Below are 22965 nucleotides of genomic sequence, written 5' to 3' on the forward strand. Positions count from 1 at the left end.
AACTGTTCATCCAAGGCCTTATGTTTGTTTTATCAGGAAAATAGCATCACTTGCTAAACAGGAATTATGTTCAGTCGCCATGCTCGTTCCGAAAGTACTATAAAAACAGGCACAACGCTTTATGCTGAACGGTGAAGATTCATCCGATTACTTATATAAGCGACGTTAGAGCTGCATAAGTAAAAGGAGAATCAAGACAACATGAATAAAAAATGGATCAGCATGATGACAGTAGGGGCGGTTCTGGTTTCAACAGTTATGTCATGGCCGACGGGCCCTGTACAAGCGAATCATGATCAAATCATAGAAACACTCGGTATTTCAGATTCTAAAATTTCAAATCTAAGCAACGATCGAAGCATGCTGATAGAGGGATCGACGCACATGACTCCATTCTCGTCCCCCTCATCGTTCCATTATCAAAGAGGCGGATTACATGCCGACGAATATGATACAGCACCTCTGGGCCCTGAGCCTGCAAAGAACCATGCATTAAAAGCAAGTTATGCAGCTCAGAATACGTACACCATGAAGCATTTGAACACCTTGAGTCATGAGGAGCTTATTGAATTGTTCGCTCATTCCTCGTGGACACAATTCCCTGAATTATTTAAATTCAACGAGGATACGCGTCAATTTTACGATAATCGAGAACGTATTGAAGCCATAATGGATGCTTTGCGTGAGAGAGGCCAACGTTTTACACCAGATGATGCACAAGGCATTCCAACTTTGGTGGAAGTGCTGCGTTCTGGATTTTACTTAGGTTACTATAATAAGGAGCTAAGTTATCTGAAAGAACAGGAATTTAAGAATAAAATAGTACCAGCCTTAAATGATATAACGGCGAATCGTCATTTTGGTTGGGGTACAAAGACCCAGGACGAAGTAGTAGAGGCGACAGGTAAACTAATCTCCAATTCAACAGCTGATCCGAGTTCGATAAATCGCATCGCGGCGATCATGACACAATTTCGCTCCAATATCGATCAGTTTGCGAACAGCCGTGAGAAGAGCAGTGCCTTTTATAGTGTAATGCAAGGCATTGGCTATGTACTGCAATGGGAAAAGCGGGATGAGGCTCAGCAAGCACCGTATAATGGAGCTATCGATAACTATCTTGATGAGTTATATACGTTCGCAAGTAACGGGCCGACATCTCAGGAGCACGTATGGCTGACGAACAATGCACTCTATTACACAGGCGCGCTCGCTCATTATCATCGTGATCCGAGCAAAGCGAACCAAGTACTTACGCAAACGATGCTCCAAAAGCCGCTATTAAGTGAGCTGTATTTTGTAGCGGCTGAGCAAATTTCCGAGCATTATAACGCAACCGATTATAACGGTAACAAGGTTGATCTGGCTGCCTTGAAGGAGCAGGGTAAACAGCTGTATTTGCCAAGCACGTATACGTTTGATGACGGCAGTATCATGTTCCGCACCGGCAATAAGCTTACGACTGAACAGGTACAGCGTTTGTACTGGGCAGCTAAAGAAGTGAAAGCACAGTTTCATCGTGTGATGGGCAACGATCAAGCTTTGGAGCAAGGGAACAAGGACGATGTGTTGACTGTTGTGCTTTATAACAATCCAGATGAATATCGAATGAATAAGCATTTGTATGGTTTCGTTACAGATAATGGTGGTATTTATATCGAGGGTGACGGAACCTTCTTCACTTATGATCGGACTGCTGAACAAAGCATTTTTAGTTTAGAAGAGCTGTTCCGCCATGAGTATACACACTACTTGCAAGGGCGCTATACGGTTCCGGGCGATTGGGGTCAAGGCCCGATGTATGGAAGTGGGAAAATGCCTTGGTTCGAAGAAGGCAGTGCAGAGTTTTTCGCAGGGGCTACACGTACCGATGGCATCCAGCCACGCCAATCTGTTGTACGCAATTTGAAAAATGATGCCCCTTCTCAACGTTATACAGTCGAAAATACGATGAATTCCCAATACGGAACATGGAAATTTTACGAGTATTCGTTTGCGTTGTACGATTACTTGTTCCGTCAAGATTTTTTCAAGCTCGATCGTCTGAATGACGTTATCCGGACTAATGATGTGCAGGGCTACGAAAACTTTATCGCTGAGTTAAGCCACAGTACAGAGGCGAATGCGGCATACCAGCAGTCCATCGATCGTCATGTGCAACAATATGACCAGTTGTCGATTCCAACGGTATCAGACGACTATATGCAAGCTATTCAGCCGAAGAACAAAGATGAGCTCGTACAGGAAATAACGGCTGCTGCTCGTTTAACGGATGTGAAGCTGGTGGGGCAGACGTCGCAATTTTTTAACACATTTACGTTGCGTGGTACATATGTAGGGGAGCAGTCCCAAGGGGAGACGAGCGATTGGCAGATGATGAATCGCCTCGCCGATGAGTCTATCCGCACGCTGTCTGACAAGTCATGGAATGGATATAAGACGGTAACGTCCTATTTTACGAATTATCGTGTGACTGCGGACGGGCGTTATATGTATGACGTCGTATTCCATGGTAAATGGGTGGAAGGCGATAACATAGGCGCTGATAACGGCAACAATGGAAATAACGGAAATAACGGTAACAATGGTAGCAACTCGAATAATGGTGGCGATAAAGGTAACGGGAAAAATGAAGGCGGCGGCTCAAAGCAGCCTGAAACGGATGGCGGAGGAAGTAAGCCGGAGCAAGGCCAAGAGCAGGAGCCGAACAATGTGGTAGAGGAAGCGACTTTATTACCCGCTCTAGGTCATACAATTGCTGCTGTTAGCGGCACGGACAATATGGATGTGTACCGCTTCCAAGTACAAAGCCCAGAGCAACTGAAAGTAGTGTTGGAGACGGACAATTTACAAGGCGTGGCATGGGTTCTATTCCACGAGTCCGACCTTAACAATTATGCCGCTTACCCGCAAGAGACGGACGAGAAACGTCATACAGGTACTTTTGAAGCGAAAGCAGGCACTTACTATTTGTACGTATATGCGATATCGCCTACAGAGTCGCCATATAAGCTGCTTGTTCAGCCAGCGAAGGCAGATGACACAGACGTACAACCATTTGAGGAGCAAGAGCCTAACGATGCAAGTGATAGTGCGAATGGTCCCTTGTCGCTTAATAAGATTGTGAATGGCACGTTGATCGATCGTGACTTACAGGACGTTTTTGCCATCGAATTGGACAAGCCGACGAACTTGCGCGTTCAATTGACCAAGAAACTAGGTAAAGACGTGAACTGGATACTCTTTCACGACCCAAATGGGCAGCAACCAGTGGCGTATCCTACTGAGGTAGACGATCAGTATATGAGCGCATCGTACGAGGCGCAGCCAGGACGCTATTATCTTCACGTGTACAAATATAGCGATGAACCTGTTCAATATTCACTAATGCTGCAATAAGTGCAACCTTAGAATAAATAAATGGCATCGTGCTGGCTGCTGTTCTCAACTTGAGAACAGCAGCCAGTTACATTTTACAACGACACCTGTACTTCTAATGTCCTACCAATCAATTCTACATGTCAACGAATTCGGTATTCGCATCCGTATGCTCAAAGCACAAATTGACCGTCCGTACGTTAGCTCGCGTTCGATGTACAACCCCTGCTGGAATAACAAGCGAGTCATTGGCATGCATCGCAATTGTCTCGCGGTCTGTAAAATCAATTAACAATTCACCTTCCAACACAATGAATAGCTCATCAGAAGTCGGATGGCAATGCCATTTGTACTCACCTTGAAACACCGCTAGGCGGAGGCAGCTCTCATTGATGTGGCTAACCACAACATTTTTGTACTCATCAGTAATGGACCGTGAGATTTGCTGCAAATTCACTATTTGTAACGGTTCTTGCATCGTAAAAGTAGCCTCATTAGTTGATGTTGCAATCATATAGCTCGGGCACAAATAAGATTTCGCTAACAACTAGATATTTCCTCCCTCCCTTAAGTGATTCAATTCGAAACAAAGTATAAACATAAACAGGAGAATGCACCTCACATAGCTTCACACTATAAAGTTACTGCATCAGTGGTAATTTACATATTGGGAATTTGATGGTAGAATAAAGCGAGTTGTTGAATAAAGGAAATTCATGTCATGATCTCTTGCGGAAGGGTGTTGTTATGAGGGCGGTGTCGCTGCAATATGTAACACTCGGCGACCTTATTAGACAACGTAGACAAGAAGCTAACCTATCATTAAGGAAACTTGCGGAACTATCAGGTGTAGATAAGGCAGGGCTTTCTCGACTTGAGAATGGTGGCACGAGGCGGCCAGAGTTGAGAACGCTGCAAGCGCTAGGAACTGCACTGCATATTCCGTACGCCGATATTATAAGTCACTATATCGAAGTAGAACAACGTCCAGAAGTGTTGTATGAACTGCTATTGGACGCTGTGCAGCAGAACGATAACTCGATCGCTGTAAAGGTCGCTTTGAAGTTTTTGGAATCTCCGCATGAAGATAGTTACGAGCTTGTCGAGCGTCTATACGATGGATGTTATAACATCCAATCCGATTCGACAAAGCTTCATATATTTAAACTTATTGTGCAGTACTCTCGTGCACATGGAATCCAGCCTTTTTTAGCAAAGGGGCTGCTGCAACGATATTTGATAGAGTGTAAGGACGATCGTCAACTTCAGCAAACGTATCCATCGGGTACGTACATCTTAAACTACATTGACTTTTTGGGAAAAGAAGAGCAAATGCTACTGTATTACAAGCTAGTCCTACACGCCTATAACCTCATGCTGTACGAAGATTGTATCCAGTACGGTATGTACATCTACCATCATGATAAGACGGATAGCTTGTTTAAAGCGGGCTCTCTGTTAGCGATAAGTCGCTCCTACTATTATCTCGAACAACACGAATTAAGCCTACATTATTTAAACATCTACAACACCCTAACATATGCACCTGATGTCGTCGAGAATACAACCATCGTATCTGGCTTAATCAATGGGAAGACAGGTAACGTTGAATTAGCCATGAAGCAACTTGAATCTTGTTTATCTCATCCATCCTCACTTTACTTCGTAGAACTCGTTGTTGAATTATTAAAATTATACCTCAACCATGATTATCTTCAGCCAGCAACCGAGCTTCTGCAGCGCGAGGAACAAATCACTCAACTAACCCAAACCACACCACTGAAACGAGCAGAATTAGCCTATTATTACCGTCTGAAGGGACATGTGTTAATCCGTACCGCAGACGTTGAGAGCGCCTTTGATAGTTATATCTTAAGCGCAATGGAGTATGCAGCTATTTCAAGCTACAACAACGCATTCAAATCATTATCGTATATTACCCAAACGATTATTAACAATAATAGGCAAGCAGATATCGAGACGCTGCGAAAAATGGATATGGTATACAGCATATTGAGCGTTGATGAGACACAGAAGAGCGCTAAGACAAATGAGCTAAGTCAATAGAGTTGAGAGACTAGAGCTAAGCAACACCCTTCATGATTAAGCACAGATTACTCCTTTAGGGCAACTATACAAGCAGGTTATTCCGCTAGCGCATAACCTGTAATGGTACGAATTGCACGATAGATGGGGAGGGAATCGTGTGCGGAGTGTTGTGACCAGTGCACAAGCGGAGTCATTGCTCGGGAGAGATATTTATGCTCTTAAAAAAGACGGAGCAGTTGTTACGGGCAAGCTTGTACGTGTAACGGGAAACCAGCTTGTCATTGAAGATAAGAGCGACAAACCGGTCAAGACGAGAGCGCTGCTCGCACTTGCACTATTTGATTTATTGGCCATTGGTACATTGGGGTTCTGGGGCGGTGGCTGTTGTGGTGGTGGCTGGGGGGGATATCCTCCACCAGGGTATGGTTACGGCCCGTATCCACCCGGATACGGTGGATACCCTCCTCCTCCTCCTCCTGGATATGGAGGATATGCAGGGTATGGTGGATATCCACCTGGTTATGGTGGGTACTACTAACGGCACCACTAACGGCGCCACCAACGGCGCCACCAACGGCTCCAATAAGGGTACTACTAACGGTACTACTAGCGGTTCTACTAGCCGGTACTACCAATGGTACTTCGAACAGTCCCAATAAGAACGAAGAAGAGTCTAGGGCGAATTTACCTAGGCTCTTACCCACTAGACTCTTATTCGTACGTTCACGCGTTACAATCGTTTTTCTAGTTCATAACAAAAAACTTCGCCTATATATTTTACCATTTTATATCCCGCACGATAATAAAAACGCTGTGCATCCACATTATCATAGTCGACAAGCATTTTAATTTCACTGCAATGATGTTTCATTCCGTAACATTCGGAATAATACAATAACTGTCGGCCATATCCCTTACCTTGAGCGGATTTAGCTACTGCCAGCATGTCGAGATAAAGCAAGCGGTCTTTTCTAAACAAATTAACGAAACCAACGACATGCCCTAATTCATTTTCAGCAACAAAAGCAGCATCCCGATTCAAACGTTCAGGCAACTCTTTTTGGATCTGCTTAGGAACTAGCTTCAAATGCGAACGCGGAATAAGCTCCGTCTGTATGAGGGACCATATCGCTGCATCATCCGCACCCGGACGCCGTTGTCGTATCATGGCTGCTCCTCCATCTGGCTAAGGATAGAAAAAAATTATTTATTTATCGTATGTAATCGTACGGATCAGGGTTACATTTTTAATATGTAAAAGGACGTATTGCGAGTGATAGAGCAAGTGAATGATTTTAAAAATGACCTATTGACTCCCGATAGGTGGAGGAATATAATGTTTCTAAACATTCGGCAACTGAGATTGCTACATAATCCCAATGGCTATGAAGAGGACGAAGTATTAAGGCTCTGCTGAACAGAGAGCGTCCGGAACATGCTGAAACCGGCGTCAGAATCCTTAATTACGAGCTCACCTCGGAGCTGTTTTCCTGAAAGGAATCAACGTTTCGTCATTTGCATATGAAGTGCAATCGAAACAAATGGACTTATTAGGGAAAATCGTCAGACGCGCGTTAGACGTCTTAAAGTATAGGCATATGTCGAGTTGCTCGTCATGCGTATATACTTACTGAGGCTTTGCATTGCGAAATGTGAAGCGAACACGGGTGGTACCACGGAAGATCAACCTTTCGTCCCTAGGCAGCGGGTGAGCTGCGGGGATGGAAGGTTTTTTTGTTATATGCCTGGCCAGGCGCAATAAAATCCATCATGTCTCAACTTGAACTTGTGAACCATAACCGATATTTCCGATTTTGAATCTGCATTCAAATTGCGTAAGGAGGATGGCGAATGAGCGCACATCAAGCAACAAGGCGATCAAAAGAACAATTACGAGAAAAATGGATGAAGCCTGAGGTCATTACAGGCTCGGAAATTTTGTTGCGCAGCTTGTTGTTGGAAGACGTGGAATGTGTCTTCGGTTACCCGGGTGGCGCGGTGTTGTACATTTACGATGCCATGCACGGATTTGAGGACTTCAACCATTTGCTTACCAGACATGAGCAAGGCGCAATTCATGCAGCCGATGGATATGCTCGGGCATCAGGCAAAGTAGGCGTGTGCATCGCGACATCGGGTCCGGGCGCAACTAACCTTGTTACCGGCATAGCGACAGCTTATATGGACTCAGTACCCCTCGTTGTCATTACAGGCAACGTAGCGACGACGCTTATTGGTACAGATGCTTTCCAAGAAGCAGACATTACTGGCATTACAATGCCGATTACGAAACATAGCTATCTTGTACGCGACGTTAATGATTTGCCTCGTGTCATTCACGAAGCGTTTCACATCGCGAACACAGGACGTAAAGGGCCGGTTCTTATCGACATTCCGAAGGACGTGTCCGCGGCCAAGACGTTGTTCCAACCTGTAACGAGCACGAGCATTCGCGGTTACAACCCGACGGTACAGCCGAACAAGTACCAAGTCGATAAAATGATAAAGGCGCTCGAGGAAGCGGAGCAGCCAGTCATTTTGGCAGGGGCAGGGGTCATCCATTCAGGAGCACACGAAGAGTTGTTCGAGTTCGCGACGAAGACGGGAATTCCTGTAACGACAACGTTGCTCGGACTTGGTGGATTTCCGAGTGCACACGAATTGTGGATGGGCATGCCGGGTATGCACGGAACGTATACGGCAAACACGGCGATACAAGAAGCGGACTTACTTATTAACATCGGCGCTCGTTTTGATGACCGCGTAACGATGAAGTTAGATGGTTTTGCACCGAAGGCCAAGATCGTTCATATCGATATTGACCCGGCAGAAATCGGTAAAAATGTTCCTACAGATATTCCGATTGTGGGCGATATCAAATCAACACTTCAACTGGCTAACGCTTCTGCGAAGCACACGGTTAAAGCGGAGGCGTGGCGGGCTGCGATTTTACAGCGAAAGCTGGATAATCCACCTACCTTTGTTGACTCGGATGATGAGTTGAAGCCGCAATGGGTCATTCAAATGATTAATGAGGTGACAGGCGGCGATGCTATCGTAACGACTGACGTTGGTCAACATCAGATGTGGTCAGCCTTATATTATCGCTTTAACCAACCGCGTTCTTGGATTACATCCGGTGGACTAGGTACGATGGGCTTTGGATTCCCGTCAGCTATCGGTGCCCAGATGGCGCATCCTGAACGGGTAGTCATCTCCATTAACGGAGACGGTGGCATGCAAATGTGTGCGCAAGAGCTAGCGATTTGCGCGATTAACAATATTCCGGTCAAAGTCGTCATCATTAACAACCAAGTGTTGGGGATGGTTCGTCAATGGCAAGAAATCATTTACAACAGTCGTTATAGCCACATTGATTTGGCGGGTAGTCCCGATTTTGTCAAATTGGCTGAAGCATACGGTGTGCGCGGCTTCCGAGCAACGAACAAGGAAGAGGCTCGCAAAGCGTGGGAGGAAGCATTAAACGTTCCCGGCCCAGCTGTCGTCGAGTTCGTTGTTCGCAAAGGCGAAAATGTGTACCCGATGGTTACGCAAGGATGCACGATTGACCAAATGATAATGGAGGATAGCGAATGAGTACGAACAAGCATACGACAAAGCATACAATAGCCGTCATCGTCAACGATCAGCCAGGAGTATTGCAGCGTGTGTCCGGCTTGTTCGGTCGCCGCGGATTCAATATTGAAAGTATAACCGTTGGTCAATCGGAAGAGCGGGGCTTGTCTCGCATGGTCATCGTGACGACGGGCGACGATCATACGATTGAGCAGGTCGAGAAGCAACTTTACAAAATTATTGATGTCATCAAAGTTGTTAATTTAAGTTCACAGCCTATGGTGGCGCGCGAATTGGCGCTAATTAAAGTTAAGGCAGGCCCGAGTGAACGACCTGAAATTTTAGGTGTCGTCGAAACGTTTCGAGCATCTATCGTCGATATTGGACCTAGTACATTAGTTGTCCAAGTCGTCGGCGAGTCGCCGAAAATTGAAGCGATGGTCGAATTGTTGCAGCCTTACGGAATTCGTGAAATTAGTCGTACTGGTGTAACTGCGATGATTCGTGGCAATGTAACAGACAGCAAATAGGAATAAGGAGACAGGTGTAGGATCGAGCTATCTGTCTCGCAGCCTAAACCTGAATGAAGGGTGTTTCAGGGGATGAACGGCGAATGAAGCGGCATGTTGTAACAGATGCTTATGTCGTCCCTTGACACACCCGCATTCATTCGGGTTGCAGGCTACAACCAAATTCAAGATAAATTAGAGGAGGACTCATACTTATGGCAGTTACGATGTATTATGAAAAAGATGCAGATTTTAAAGTGTTGGAAGGTAAAACAATCGCGGTAATCGGTTACGGAAGTCAAGGTCACGCTCAAGCACAGAACTTGCGTGACAGTGGTTTGCAAGTCGTTATCGGTCTTCGTGAAGGCAAATCCGCAGATAAAGCGCGCAATGACGGTTTCGAAGTATTGTCTGTTGCTGATGCAACTAGCCGCGCAGACGTAGTCCAAATCTTGATGCCAGATGAAACGCAAGCTTCCGTTTACAAGAACGAAATTGCACCGAACCTGAAAAAAGGTGCAGCGCTTTTGTTCTCACACGGTTTCAACATTCATTTTGGCCAAATCGTAGCGCCTAAAGATAACGACGTCTTGCTAGTTGCTCCAAAGTCTCCAGGTCACCTCGTGCGCCGCACATATGTAGAGGGCTTTGGCGTTCCTGGACTCATCGCGCTTGAGCAAGATTCCACAGGCAACGCAAAAGCAATTGGCTTGGCTTATGCAAAAGGAATTGGCTGTACGCGTGCAGGTGTCATTGAAACATCCTTTAAAGAAGAGACAGAAACAGACTTGTTCGGTGAGCAAGCGGTATTGTGTGGCGGCGTAAGCGCACTTGTTAAAGCGGGCTTTGAAACACTTGTGGAAGCTGGATATGCACCAGAAATGGCGTACTTCGAGTGCTTGCACGAGCTCAAGCTTATCGTTGACCTCATGTACGAAGGTGGTTTGGCAACGATGCGCGATTCGATCAGTAACACGGCTGAATACGGTGATTACGTAACTGGCCCACGCATCGTAACAGAAGAAACGAAAAAAGCGATGAAAGCTGTACTGACAGACATTCAGGAAGGCAAATTCGCACGCGACTTCATCTTGGAGAACCAAGCGAATGGCGCATTCTTGACGGCAACACGCCGCAATGAATCGAATCATCAGATCGAAGTTGTTGGTGCTCAATTGCGTGAAATGATGCACTGGATCAAAAAGTAACAATCACATAATCAATCTAGACGTTTACATACAGCGTCCGCCCGTCAGTTTGGTGGGAGAGGACGCTGTTCTTATATCTTTTTGCAACAAATACCGCAAATACTGCCTATAAAAAATTACTGCCTACCACATGGAGGTGCAATCATGCGTAAAATTTATGTTTTTGACACAACACTGCGTGATGGAGAACAATCACCCGGAGTTAACCTGAATACGAATGAAAAGCTTGAAATTGCCTATCAATTGGAGCGTCTCGGCGTAGATCGGATCGAAGCGGGCTTTCCAGCTGCTTCCCCGGGTGATCTAGCGGCAGTGAACGCAGTAGCAAGCGCAGTGAAAAATGCATCTGTCGTCGCGCTGTCTCGCGCACGCATTTCGGATATTGACGCGGCGCGCGAAGCATTAAAAGGCGCACAAGATCCATGCTTGCATCTGTTTCTCGCGTCATCTCCCATTCACCGTCAGCATAAGCTGCGCATGAGTAAGGAGCAAATGTTGGAGGCGGCCGAAGCAGCAATTAAGTATGCCAAACAATATTTTAGCAAAATTGAATTTTCCCCTGAAGATGCGGGCCGCACGGAGATCGACTTTTTGTGTCAAGTGACTGAAATGGCGATTAAAGCAGGAGCTAGCGTCGTTAATATTCCAGATACCGTTGGATACTTGAGCCCGTATGAGTACGGTAACATTTTCAAAACGTTGAAGGAGCAAGTGCCTGGGATTGAAAAAATTCAATTAAGTGCGCACTGCCACGACGATTTAGGAATGGCGACAGCGAATGCATTGGCGGCGATCTTAAATGGTGCCGACCAAATCGAAGGCACGATTAATGGAATTGGCGAGCGCGCGGGCAACACGGCGATCGAAGAAGTAGCGTTGGCACTGGAAACACGCCAACAATTTTACCAAGCGAAGACTACGCTCGTCTTGCCAGAGATTGCACGTACGAGCCGCCTTGTCAGCAAGCTGACAGGTATGGTCGTACCAGGTAACAAAGCGATTGTCGGCGCTAACGCGTTTGCGCATGAATCGGGTATCCATCAGGACGGTATGCTGAAAGAAAAGACGACCTACGAAATTATGTCTCCTGAAACGATCGGCTTAAAAGATAGCAAGCTCGTCCTCGGTAAACATTCGGGTCGACACGCGTTCCGTGAGAAGCTGATAGATATGGGCTATGAGCTGGAAGAAGAGCAATTGAACATTACGTTTGCGAAGTTTAAGGATTTAGCTGACAAGAAAAAAGAGGTGTCTGATGAGGACATTCGTGTATTGCTCGAACAGAAGCTCATCGATATACCGGAAGAGTATAAACTGGAAACCATTTTTGTCGAGTACGGTAACCAGTCTACGCCAAGTGCGCGGGTGCGCATCTTACGGGCAGATGGACATATGTTGGAGCAGGTAGCCGAAGGCAATGGTTCTGTTGATGCCATCTATCATGCGATCGAACAAGCGACCGGTGAAGAAGCTCAGCTAACCGATTACTTGATTAAATCGGTTACGCATGGCAAGGACGCACTCGGCGAAGTGCACGTCGTGTTGACGCAGAACGAGGTAGCTGTTCAAGGTCGCGGTGTCAGCACCGATATTTTAGAGGCGAGTGCTCATGCCTATGTGGACGCGCTGAACCGCATCATTGAGAAGCGGAAGTCAGGAACAGCAAGCCGCCGCGATAAGATGAGCCTCATTTAGAGCAACATAGATACATGTAGTAGGCAGTAGCATAGTAGGGCGATGAAAAAGTATGCTCATGCGCAAGTTTGAGTCGTTTTTTTTCATCGTCCTATTTTAATGCGTATTCATAGTTTATACCTATAAAGGTGATAGATTTTATATCTTAGTCAATACATTGTAATTATGGTACAACTGGAATAATAGAATTGATCGAGGAGTGAACGACATGGCTGACGTAAAAAGAATCGCGATTATCGCTGGCGACGGTATCGGTCCAGAAGTGGTCGCAGAAGCTGAAAAAGTATTAAAGCGTACGGAAGAACTATTCGGCTATTCGTTCGAAACGACACATAGCTTGTTTGGCGGAATCGCAATTGATGAAAAAGGAACGCCGCTGCCAGAAGAGACATTAGAGTTGTGCAAGCAAGCAGATGCGGTGTTGCTTGGAGCAGTCGGCGGCCCGAAGTGGGACAACAATCCGAAAGAATTGCGCCCAGAAACAGGTTTGCTCGGCATTCGTAAAGCGTTAGGCTTGTTCTCTAACATTCGACCAGCTGTTATTTTTGACTGTTTGAAAGATGCTTCGACGTTGAAGCCCGAAGTACTCGAAGGGACAGATTTAATCGTCGTGCGCGAATTGACAGGCGGTATTTACTTCGGCGATAAGTTCCGTCGTGAGACTGAGAATGGACAAGAAGCGGTCGATACGTGTGCATACAACGTGCAGGAAATTGAGCGCATCGCGCGTCAAGCGTTTGAAATCGCACAAAAACGTCGTAAAAAGCTCGCATCTGTAGACAAAGCTAACGTGCTTGAAACGTCCCGTCTCTGGCGTGAAACGGTTAATCGCTTGGCACCTGAATATGCGGATGTGGAACTGGAGCATGTGCTCGTAGATAATTGTGCGATGCAATTGCTGCGTCGCCCGTCCAGCTTTGATGTAATCGTCACAGAGAACATGTTCGGTGACATACTTAGTGACGAAGCAGCGATGCTGACAGGCTCCATCGGTATGCTGTCATCTGCATCGCTTGGTGAAGGCAGCTTCGGCTTGTACGAGCCGGTGCACGGTTCAGCACCTGACATTGCTGGCCTTGGTGTGGCGAACCCGATCGCGACGATCTTGTCGGTCGCATTGATGTACCGCCTCACATTTGGCTATGAGGACGCAGCAGCATCGATTGAGCAAGCGGTCAAGGACGTGCTAGATGCAGGTCATCGCACAGGTGACATCGCAACAGACAAATCCACTGCGCTCAGCACTTCGCAAATGGGTGACCTGATCATTGCCGCGATGCAGCGTGCGACAGTGCGTTCTTAATTACGAATGAAGCGCGAAGAATTAAAAATTAAGAATTAAGCTAGTGAATCACGGCGGTTATGGATTATGGATTATGGATTATGGATTCGAACATAACCGCTGTAAATCTCACTTCAAATAAAACCTATTATAATAGGAAGCTTTTTGTTTTTTTGTGCACCGCACAGAGAAGCAGAAAGCTTTTTTTAATGAAGTATTTCTACATCTCGCTTTGAAAATATTTTTTTGTTTTCGGTTTATAGAAAGGATATTTTTGTCGAAGAATAGGTATAATAGGAAGTGAATGAAGAACATTCATTATGGTAGTTGTACCCTAATGGTAGTTGTATTTTAGCAATTTGCCTACATAACCCACTTGAATCATGAACATTCATATATTGAAGGAGGCTATAATTATGGCAGAACGTTTAGTTGGAAGACTCGCACCCGAATTTAATATGGAAACCGTAAATGGTGATGGCCAAGCATTTGGCGCAGCATCTTTGAACGATTACCGTGGCAAATGGCTCGTATTGTTCTTTTACCCATTGGACTTTACTTTTGTATGCCCAACTGAAATCACAGCTTTGAGTGATGCGAAGGAAGAGTTCGCCAACATGAACACTGAAATTTTGGGTGTTTCCGTTGACTCCATACATAGCCACCGCGCATGGATTAACTTGTCCAAAGAAGAGAACGGTCTTGGCAAGTTGAACTTCCCGCTTGCTTCGGATCTCACGAAGAGCGTTGCTCGTGACTATGGCGTCTTGATCGAAGAAGAAGGTATCGCCTTGCGTGGTTTGTTCATTATTGATCCAGAAGGTGAAATCAAATATCAAGTCGTGAACCACAACAACGTTGGCCGCAGTGTTGAAGAAACATTGCGTGTATTGCAAGCCTTGCAATCTGGTGGGTTGTGCCCAATTAACTGGAAGCCAGGCGACAAGCACTTGAATACGAAATAGTAGTCGCGTACAGAGGACACGTACGAATAAGTAATGAACAGGATGTCACTCATTACTTTTTTAAATAAGTAGCATCGTTTCGAAAGAACACAAGCCCTGCTGCAAAGAGTCTATAGACCCTTTGCAAGCGGGGCTTGCTGTATGTCAAGGATTTGATGTCAAGGATTGACCTAGCTTTATTTGGATGTCGCATTCAATTGTTCGTATTTTTGTACATAGCGGAGCACCGTATCCACATAAGTCGCATGTGACCACGTCAACGGCGCAACTGAAATTGGGCTGCCATTAAACGGATCGACTTGCTCGGGAAGTAAGCCACTTGGTAAGCTATGGGCAGCAACCCATTGTAGTGCTTCATGCGGGCGCTGTAAATCAGCGAGCGACCGCGCAATCGCAATATCATGGCAAGCAAACCATAGCGTGCAAATGATCCACGGATTGCCTGATGCGACCTCCATATCGGAGCTGCGCTGAAAATAGTAGTCCCGCCAGTAGCGTGCAATTCCGCCAACGGACGTCTTGGCAGATAGCTTCTGACGCAGCGCATTCATGGTCGATATGACCCGCGCATCATCTGGTGGCAGCACCCCGAATTCGTAAATGCCAAAAATGCTGCTTTCCGGAGTCATATCTTGATGCCATTGCCCATCTTTGCGATATAAGCTGCGTGCAAAACGTTGTTCTTCCTCGTTCCATAAGTGAGTTAAGATGCCCTTTTTAATACGTTCGGCTCCCTGTGCATACGTTAACGAGCGCGTGTCATCACCGAATAGTGCAGCAAAGCGGGAAGAGGCCATAAGACCGCTATATACAGCAGAAGCCGTAAACGTAAATATGCCGTAACGTTCTTCCCATAGATCATAGCTCGGCAGCGGCAAATCAAGGGATTCATCTGTATAATGAAGCAGAAATTTAGCTGCTTTGCGAACGAGCGAACGATAGAGCGACTGTGGCAGCTCAATATCTCCGTGCTGTTCATAATCATGCCATAGCGCATGCAAGACGAGTGCGGTTTCATCTTCTTGGATCGGAAGCTGCGAGCGTTTATCATGAATGTACGGATGCCAACTGGAGCCAGCGGTTCCGTCAGGATTGTATTTGTGCAGCAAATATCCGTCTGATGTTAACGCATCGGAGCAGAAGCGGAAAAAAGCAGCGATCATGCCATGATAACCGGCCGATGACATCGCCTGAGCCACAAGCGCTCCGTCTCGCGGCCACATGTAACTGTAATGATCCCGATTGAACTGCATAATGTCCGTGTCATTGGCAGCAATAATGGCACCGCCAGCGTCCGTTTGCGTTCGAACGATGAGCAAGCTTTGTTTATACAGCTTCACGAGTTCTGGCTCCAAGTTTGCAAAAGAACGGTTGCTTTTGTTCACCCAGCGGCGCCAATACGTTTCGACGCGATCAATGAGGCGCCCGGGATGGCTCTCACGAACATAAGCGTCTAAGCGCATTACTTCATGCAAATTGCGTCCTGCGGCAAACCAATAAAACAGCTCATTTTCCGCTTTGGCAGGTACGAGCGTACGCAAGCTCAGCGTGCTATCAACAGAGCCTTGCGCAATCGCATTGCCCATCAGATGCCCATCTTCAGCATCTTTCCACGTACCTTCGGCACTATGGAATCGTTTCACACCGGTGGAGTACTCAAAAATGCCTGTGTCCGCTTTGTTTGTACTGTCACTGTTCGCACTGTCAGTGATCGTACTGTCACTGTTCGCACCACTCAAGCCGTTAAACATAAAGTAGCGATCCTTTTTGTAATGAAACAACGTTCGATTATCCGGATAAAAGACAGCCGTATCGCCGACTTCCGTTTCATTAATGACGAGATCTTGATGAAAAAAGAAGCGCACCTCGCGTTCCGCATCGTGCAAATTGCTGACGCGAATTCGTTTCAAAAAAATCGTATCGCGCTGATGCACCGCATCATTCATTCGCAGTGTAATACCGAGGGCGGCATGATGCGCCGTCACCTCGGTCACAAGCGTTTCATCCACATAGCCCAGCTCAAAATGCCATTCTGGGTCGGTTAACCAACTAAAATGGCCTTCTACCCACACGCCTACTCGGCAGCGATACCCGCCTACATGGTTGAGCTGTCCGACGTACGGATAGTACACGTCGCGGATATAGGCATGTTGATCAAGATTGACAAGCATTTTCCCGTTCCCAACGACGAGATGTCTAGGCAAATGATCACTTCCTTAACGTTTGATACGTAGTGTGCAGCCGAGCAGCAAAATCGGTAGCTAATATGCGTGCCTTAGAAGCGCTCTCAGATTGGGCGACGACGGTGAACGCAGGTTCATCTTGGTCGGGCAAAATAAGCACCCATCCATCTTCGGTTTGGACACGAATGCCATCGAGCAGCTCTGCTTCCAGTTCACTTCTACGAACCCAATCCATCATTTGACGCATCATCGTTCCTTTTTCATGCCAAGCGCACGGTACTTCTTCCTTTACAATATGCAGCTCAGGCAATTGTTGAATCAATTCGGTTAAAGAAAGATCCTCTTGCGACATAAGTTGCAAAATGAGACTGATCGCATACAGACGCTGCGAGAACGGTGAAAAAGGTAAGCCGACGGCTGCTTCCATCATCGCGCGCAGCGGCTCCCGTGTACGTACAACACGAAGTCCCGTGTCAGCCGCTAATTGTTCAGCCGTAATGGGAGCGCTAATAGGGATGCCAAGTACGGCATCTGTGCCTGCTCTCGCTAAGGCAACAATAAGGAGGGACTGTAGCATCGATGATGTCACGACTACGCCCTCGGCAGTAATAAGCTGCAGCGAACCGTCATTTTCCATATGAACGCCGATATGTGCGCGGTAATTTTGTACGTGTTCGGCGACCGTGTGTACCGCGCCGTTGTGGGCTTGAATGAGCATGCGTGTGCCACCAATCGCGTTGGACCATTGCTCGATTGTGTCATGTTCGTCGAGCGGGCTGTACTGGAGGACAAGTGTGAAATTAGCTTCACGAATGTTATCGAACGCTATCATCTGCCGCAGCTCCTCTACATAGTCGGAGGTAGCTTCTTCGTAACGGCGCCAGCGCCCAATGCGGTCGGCGTGACTGCGTGCATAATCTTCTTGGTAGAACGCATTTTCTATTTTCCGTTCTAAGCTTTTGGCAATTGGTAAGCCTTGCGCATCCATCCAAGAGAGGACAACTTGGGCGTTATCCGTTGAAGTTCGTAGTTGAATATGAACAGCACCGTCAGCGTTTAAATGACGAACCGCATAGCGGCATACCTCTTCGGAACATGGGCCAATATCAATGACATGGACACCGATGGAGCGTAATCCGGCTGCAAAAGAAGTTTGGAGTAATTGCGCAAATGGGTGGCTGTTGCAAGCCAGCGCGATAGTTGCATTTGTTGTAAGGATAGAGCCGTAAGCGGAAGCTAGCTTACCGACGAACTCTGGCGTAATGTGCGCATTTGGAATGCCGACAATACCGCGGCCTTTAAATAACGGCCTTAACGATTCATCGGCCCAAATCAAGGAAGCGTTCACCACATCGTTTGCGTGTACGGTTTTGTTCGGCCACAACTTTACTTGTGAGCGGACAGACGCTTTGGCACCAATCGTGCACCCGCTCCCAATGACCGCTCCTTCTTGGACATAAGCCCCGCTACCAATAATAGACCGATTCATCAGCAGCGCTCCTTGCAACTCGGTATAATCACCGATCGTGTTGCCATCCCATACGATACTGCGCTCAATAGAGCTGTTCGGGTACACGGTATTACCTTGGCCCAGTATCGTATAAGGCCCGATCGCGCATGAAGAATGGAGCGTGCAGCCCGCACCGATGTAGGCGGGACCACTCAACCGAATGCGTGAAGGAAGTCGGACGCCTTGCTCAACAAATAAGCCTGGCAGCGGCTCGGAAGCCGAAATGCGTACCCCTACTTTTCGATCGAGCATATCAAATTGAGTTTGACGGTACTGTTGTAAGTTTCCTATATCAGACCAATATCCTTCTGCTACATAACCGTAGAGCGGTTTTTGTTCACGAAGTAGGGCAGGGAACAAGTTTAAGCTGAAGTCGTAAGTTCCATTTTCGGGAATCCAGTCTAAAATTTCTGGTTCGAGCACGTAAATACCCGTATTGACCGTATCACTAAACACTTCGCTCCAACTCGGTTTCTCCAAAAACCGGGTAACGAGGCCGTCCTCTGCGGTCATTACGACACCATATTCTAAAGGTGAGGCAACTTGAGTGAGCACCATAGTCGCTAACGCATTTCGTTCACGATGAAACTGTACGGCGCGGCGCAAGTTGAAGTCGGTTAAACCGTCGCCACTGATGACGATAAAGGGTTCATCTAGGAAGGCGGCTGCATTTTTAATGCTGCCAGCTGTACCGAGCGGTAACAGTTCTTCGAAATAGTGAAGCTCGACACCAAATTGTGATCCGTCGCCGAAATGATGGCGAATAACATCCGGTAAATATTGAACAGTGACCGCAATTTGGTGTATATCGTACCGCTTAAGCAGCTCGATAATGTACTCCATGCAAGGCCGATTTAATAGCGGAACCATCGGTTTTGGGGTTTGCAGCGTTAACGGCCGTAAACGAGTACCCTTACCACCAGCCATAATGACAGCTTTCATCGTGCGATCACTCCTTCATATACGCGTTGCGTGGATACGGCAATTGTGTGCCAATCGTATTGCGTTTGTACCTTAACCTGAGCACGGGTAGCCATGCGTTCGGCCAGCTCGCGATTGTTGATCAGTTCCGTAATATGCCAAGCGAGCGACTCAACATGACCAGGCAGTGCTTTAAAGCCATCTACCTCATGCTCGACAATTTCAGCCAAGCCGCCTGTATCGGAGACAACCACGGGTGTTCCTTGCTGCATCGCTTCCAAAGCGACGATCCCAAACGGTTCGTACAAGCTTGGAAAGACGCACACGTTGGCTGCGCTAAGCAGTGCGTCCCGCTCATCATCATTGACGAATCCGGCGAAATGGACCGTATTGTCTAGATGTCGTTCTTTGACGAGTCGTTGTAACTCATGCTTCATCGGACCGCTGCCCGCAATGACGAGCTTTGCTTGTGGAGTGCTGCGTACAACATGCGTCATCGCTTCAATTAAGACGTGGACGCCTTTTTCGAACACGAGCCTGCCGATATAGAACAGCATGGGTTCATTGGGCTGAGCGTATTGCAGGCGGACCTGCTTCATATCGGACTTTGTCGATTTGCTATTTCCGTGTAACTTCAAATTCCCAGCCTTGCGCTCCACACCGTTAGGAATCATCGAGATTTTATGACGCGCTAGGCCGAACAATCTTTCGACTTCGTGCACCATCGCTGAACTGCACACGATGACATGTTCGGCTTCATTCGTTAGCTGAAGCTCCATGTCATGAATCCGGCGTTGCAAATCATTTTCTAGCGCGCCATGATTGCGTCCATGCTCCGTTGCATGTACCGTGGCGATTAGCGGCCAGTTGTACGCATCTTTTAAATCCTTGGCGGCGAGATAGACGAGCCAATCATGCGCATGAATAAAATCAAACGAAATGCCATGCTGTACAAGCTCATTGACGCCATCCGACATCGCATTATTCATTTGAAACACCCAATCCATAAACTCGATTTCCGTATTCGTTTGAATAAGCGGAACGCGGTGGACGTATATGCCACTCATCATTTCAAAGGAGGGTGATCCGGGAACTTCCCGTGTCACAATATGTACTTCACATTGGCGTCTGACGAGATGTCGGGATAAGTCATACACCGCACGTGATAGGCCGCCGACAATGAGGGGCGGAAATTCCCATGCCAGCATGAGTACGCGCTTTACCGCATTATTGCGTTGCTGTTTAGATAGCTTGAGCATCGCACCGCGCGGAACACGATACGTCGTTTCGGCAGTGTGGAGCAAGCTTGTCTTTAAATGAGCTGTAGCGCTTTCGGTAAATAATTGCGCGGCTATTTGTTGTTCTGCATGTGTTGCTTTCATATCGTTGTGATTCCGTTCGGTGTGAAGAAGCAAGCGGTAATCTAACGTCGGAAAGCAAGGTGCGTCCTGCTCCATCTGTTCCAGCAGTAGTTGATCAAACAAGCCTTTATCGATCATGTCTAGCAACGTGTGGCATCGCATAACATGCTGCTTCGTACGTGCGGTAGCATAGGATGGAACCGTATTGGCATCGATTATAAATGCCCAATCACTGCTGCCAGCCAGCATAAATTCACGTACAGCCTGATTTAAAATTCGCTCTTGAATAGAGGAGAATGCCCACTGTTCACCCTGATGCTGCTCAATCGTATGTAGTAGCCGTGTTTCCACTTGATGAAGATGCTTATAAATCCAGTCGTTGTGCTCTTGTAGCCATACATCACCGTAGCCATCTCGTCCCCACGTGCAGAACGGAATGTGCGCCTGTTCCGATTGTGGATATTGCTCCAAGTAATCGATAGGGGCAACAAAAGTAAGCTTGCTCTGCCCTAGACTCCGACGGGTGGCTTGTTCGCGAAATAACGCTTCGATCCAAAGCGGCCCTTCGTACCACCAATGCCCGAACAATTCTGCATCATAGGGGCACAGCACAACAGGCGTGCGATCCAAATGTGTGGCAGCGAGCTGTAGTTGCTGTTCTCTGCTGTCCAGAAAGTGACGAGCATGCGCATACGCTTTATGTTTAGCCCAGTCTGGACGATACGGTTCCTTCTCCTCATGAGTACTCGTAATCCGGTAATATTTGATTCCGGTGTTCATTCTGGCTCCGTCATGCAGCATATAGGGCTTAATATATTTCCATTCCTGCTCGTCGGACCACCCGAGATCAAATCCGATATCCCGATAATATTCACGGTAGTCGTAATCACCTGGATAACCTTCGTGACTGCTCCATACTTGTTGGGAAGAGGACACATCTCGTGCAAAAGCATGAACGCCATCAGCGGTTTGCACAGGAGCGAAGCAGCCTCTTGTCGGTGGTGGTTCCGCATGCTCAATACCATGCGCATCGACTACGAAATAACGTACGCCGCACTGCTTGAGTAGGGGAGACAAATGTGGTGCATATGCACATTCAGGCAACCAGATCCCGTGCGGTCGTTGGCCAAAGAAGCGTTCATGTTCAAGCATCCCTGTTTCAATTTGGGCGTATATCGAAGCGGGATGCTTGATAAAGGGCAAAAAAGCATGCGTTGCAGCGCACGTAATAATTTCTAGCACACCGGCATCGGCCAAACAGCGGAATCGAGCGATAACGTCTCGCTCCCATTCACGGTACAGCCGCAGCCAACGGGTCCAGCGGTCAAAATACATGACAGCAAGCGCTATAAATGCTTCGTTCGGCTCGTTGCGCTCGATCTCGCGTTCAGCTAGCCCGATGGCACGTAACAAATATTGCTCATACCGTTCCTGCATGAGCGGATCAGCCATCATCGCAAGCAGGGTCGGTGTTAAGGTCATCGTGATCCGAAAGGGAACATGATCGGCTTGCAAGCGTTCGAACGTATCCAATAAAGGAATATACGTCTCCGTCATCGCTTCAAAAAACCATCTTTCCTCCATTAAATCGTCACGGTTACGGTGACGGACATATGGCAAATGCGCGTGCAGCACGAGCGCAATATGTCCATTTGGTTGCTCGTTCATGAACGTACTCCTTCTTTAGTTGAATATAGCGTGTACGTAGAAAATTGCTTGAATGGGGAAGTCTCGTCATAGGAAGCAGCTGTAAAAGGTTGCTCATCATGTAGGTGGACGTGATGGCCTGTCATTTGAATAGCTATTTGATCACTAGTTTCATTTGATCCAGCAGGGAAGTTACGAGGTGTTTGTACGGCTTGGGAACGTAGTAACGGAACAAATTGCTGACAGCTGTTCCACACTCCGTAATCAACCATGTATGCCGTATTCGCTTGAATATGTTTGATGTACCATGAATCAGCGTCAAACACTTCAATGTCGGAATGAGCATAAGTGCATGCTTGTGTAACCGAACTTGTCGAACGATATAATCGCATGATTTTGGGTATGCTGTTCCAAGAGGTTAAATAATGACGTTCTACAGCTTGCCGCTTTCGTTCTGTTATTTCCCAGTACACAAATAATGTTGTAGGGTCTTTGACCATAAGATGAATGATGTTGTGCAAATAAGTCGGTGGCCATGGATTGTGGGTGGGTGAGCCGAACATAGGGACCTCCTTTCGTTGGTTAGCTTTAGTCATCATGCAGATGCAACTTTTGCTATCCATTCATGCTATCCGTGAAAGGCTTCCGTCATGTCTAAACGTTTTCTAAATATTTGAAAGG

Annotated in this window: 15 protein-coding genes; 9 read left to right on the forward strand and 6 right to left on the reverse strand. The window is 47.0% G+C overall.

Going from position 1 to position 22965, the window contains the following annotated elements:
- Positions 1 to 201 precede the first annotated feature (201 nt).
- Positions 202 to 3399 (forward strand): collagenase, encoded by a 3198-nt coding sequence (locus tag KIK04_RS16350; protein WP_232274681.1) that lies wholly within the window; start codon positions 202 to 204, stop codon positions 3397 to 3399.
- A 115-nt stretch (positions 3400 to 3514) separates the two neighbouring features.
- Here the strand turns inward: KIK04_RS16350 and KIK04_RS16355 are convergent, their stop codons facing one another.
- The gene (locus KIK04_RS16355; protein WP_232278774.1) at positions 3515 to 3856 is read right to left on the reverse strand and encodes a cupin domain-containing protein; all 342 of its coding nucleotides are present in this window, start codon (positions 3854 to 3856) and stop codon (positions 3515 to 3517) included.
- A gap of 269 nt (positions 3857 to 4125) precedes the next feature.
- Between KIK04_RS16355 and KIK04_RS16360 the strand changes: the two genes are divergently transcribed.
- Both KIK04_RS16360 and KIK04_RS16365 read left to right on the forward strand, forming a co-directional pair.
- Complete coding sequence (locus KIK04_RS16360; protein WP_232274682.1) at positions 4126 to 5445, forward strand: helix-turn-helix domain-containing protein; 1320 nt, start codon at positions 4126 to 4128, stop codon at positions 5443 to 5445.
- Between the two features lie 139 nt (positions 5446 to 5584).
- Positions 5585 to 5965 carry a hypothetical protein gene (locus KIK04_RS16365; protein WP_232274683.1) on the forward strand — a complete coding sequence of 127 codons (381 nt, stop codon included), beginning with the start codon at positions 5585 to 5587 and terminating at the stop codon, positions 5963 to 5965.
- A gap of 192 nt (positions 5966 to 6157) precedes the next feature.
- Here the strand turns inward: KIK04_RS16365 and KIK04_RS16370 are convergent, their stop codons facing one another.
- Positions 6158 to 6595, reverse strand: coding sequence for a GNAT family N-acetyltransferase (locus tag KIK04_RS16370; RefSeq protein WP_232274684.1), 438 nt, complete (start codon positions 6593 to 6595; stop codon positions 6158 to 6160).
- Positions 6596 to 7278: 683 nt separating this feature from the next.
- Between KIK04_RS16370 and ilvB the strand changes: the two genes are divergently transcribed.
- The 6 genes from ilvB to KIK04_RS16400 all read left to right on the forward strand — a co-directional run bounded on the left by ilvB (position 7279) and on the right by KIK04_RS16400 (position 14662).
- Positions 7279 to 9024 (forward strand): biosynthetic-type acetolactate synthase large subunit, encoded by a 1746-nt coding sequence (gene ilvB / locus KIK04_RS16375; protein WP_232274685.1) that lies wholly within the window; start codon positions 7279 to 7281, stop codon positions 9022 to 9024.
- Complete coding sequence (gene ilvN / locus KIK04_RS16380; RefSeq protein ID WP_232274686.1) at positions 9021 to 9533, forward strand: acetolactate synthase small subunit; 513 nt, start codon at positions 9021 to 9023, stop codon at positions 9531 to 9533. The genes ilvB and ilvN overlap by 4 nt, the downstream gene beginning before the upstream one ends.
- Positions 9534 to 9727: 194 nt before the next feature.
- On the forward strand, positions 9728 to 10720 hold the full coding sequence (gene ilvC / locus KIK04_RS16385) for a ketol-acid reductoisomerase (protein WP_232274687.1): 993 nt from the start codon (positions 9728 to 9730) through the stop codon (positions 10718 to 10720).
- 144 nt (positions 10721 to 10864) lie between these two features.
- Complete coding sequence (locus tag KIK04_RS16390) at positions 10865 to 12415, forward strand: 2-isopropylmalate synthase (protein ID WP_232274688.1); 1551 nt, start codon at positions 10865 to 10867, stop codon at positions 12413 to 12415.
- A gap of 208 nt (positions 12416 to 12623) precedes the next feature.
- Complete coding sequence (leuB, locus tag KIK04_RS16395) at positions 12624 to 13718, forward strand: 3-isopropylmalate dehydrogenase (RefSeq protein WP_232274689.1); 1095 nt, start codon at positions 12624 to 12626, stop codon at positions 13716 to 13718.
- A gap of 395 nt (positions 13719 to 14113) precedes the next feature.
- Positions 14114 to 14662 carry a peroxiredoxin gene (locus KIK04_RS16400; protein ID WP_232274690.1) on the forward strand — a complete coding sequence of 183 codons (549 nt, stop codon included), beginning with the start codon at positions 14114 to 14116 and terminating at the stop codon, positions 14660 to 14662.
- A 176-nt stretch (positions 14663 to 14838) separates the two neighbouring features.
- Here the strand turns inward: KIK04_RS16400 and KIK04_RS16405 are convergent, their stop codons facing one another.
- The 4 genes from KIK04_RS16405 to KIK04_RS16420 are packed head-to-tail and all read right to left on the reverse strand — an operon-like array spanning position 14839 to position 22847.
- The gene (locus tag KIK04_RS16405) at positions 14839 to 16866 is read right to left on the reverse strand and encodes a glycoside hydrolase family 15 protein (protein WP_232274691.1); all 2028 of its coding nucleotides are present in this window, start codon (positions 16864 to 16866) and stop codon (positions 14839 to 14841) included.
- Positions 16867 to 16870: 4 nt separating this feature from the next.
- On the reverse strand, positions 16871 to 19297 hold the full coding sequence (locus KIK04_RS16410; protein WP_232274692.1) for a sugar phosphate nucleotidyltransferase: 2427 nt from the start codon (positions 19295 to 19297) through the stop codon (positions 16871 to 16873).
- Positions 19294 to 22305: a 1,4-alpha-glucan branching protein domain-containing protein gene (locus KIK04_RS16415; RefSeq protein ID WP_232274693.1), complete on the reverse strand. Its 3012-nt coding sequence runs from the start codon at positions 22303 to 22305 to the stop codon at positions 19294 to 19296. The genes KIK04_RS16410 and KIK04_RS16415 overlap by 4 nt, the downstream gene beginning before the upstream one ends.
- Positions 22302 to 22847 (reverse strand): DUF4912 domain-containing protein, encoded by a 546-nt coding sequence (locus KIK04_RS16420; protein WP_232274694.1) that lies wholly within the window; start codon positions 22845 to 22847, stop codon positions 22302 to 22304. The genes KIK04_RS16415 and KIK04_RS16420 overlap by 4 nt, the downstream gene beginning before the upstream one ends.
- Positions 22848 to 22965: the final 118 nt, after the last annotated feature.

It is taken from the genome of Paenibacillus sp. 481 (genome assembly GCF_021223605.1).
GTDB lineage: Bacteria > Bacillota > Bacilli > Paenibacillales > Paenibacillaceae > Paenibacillus_B.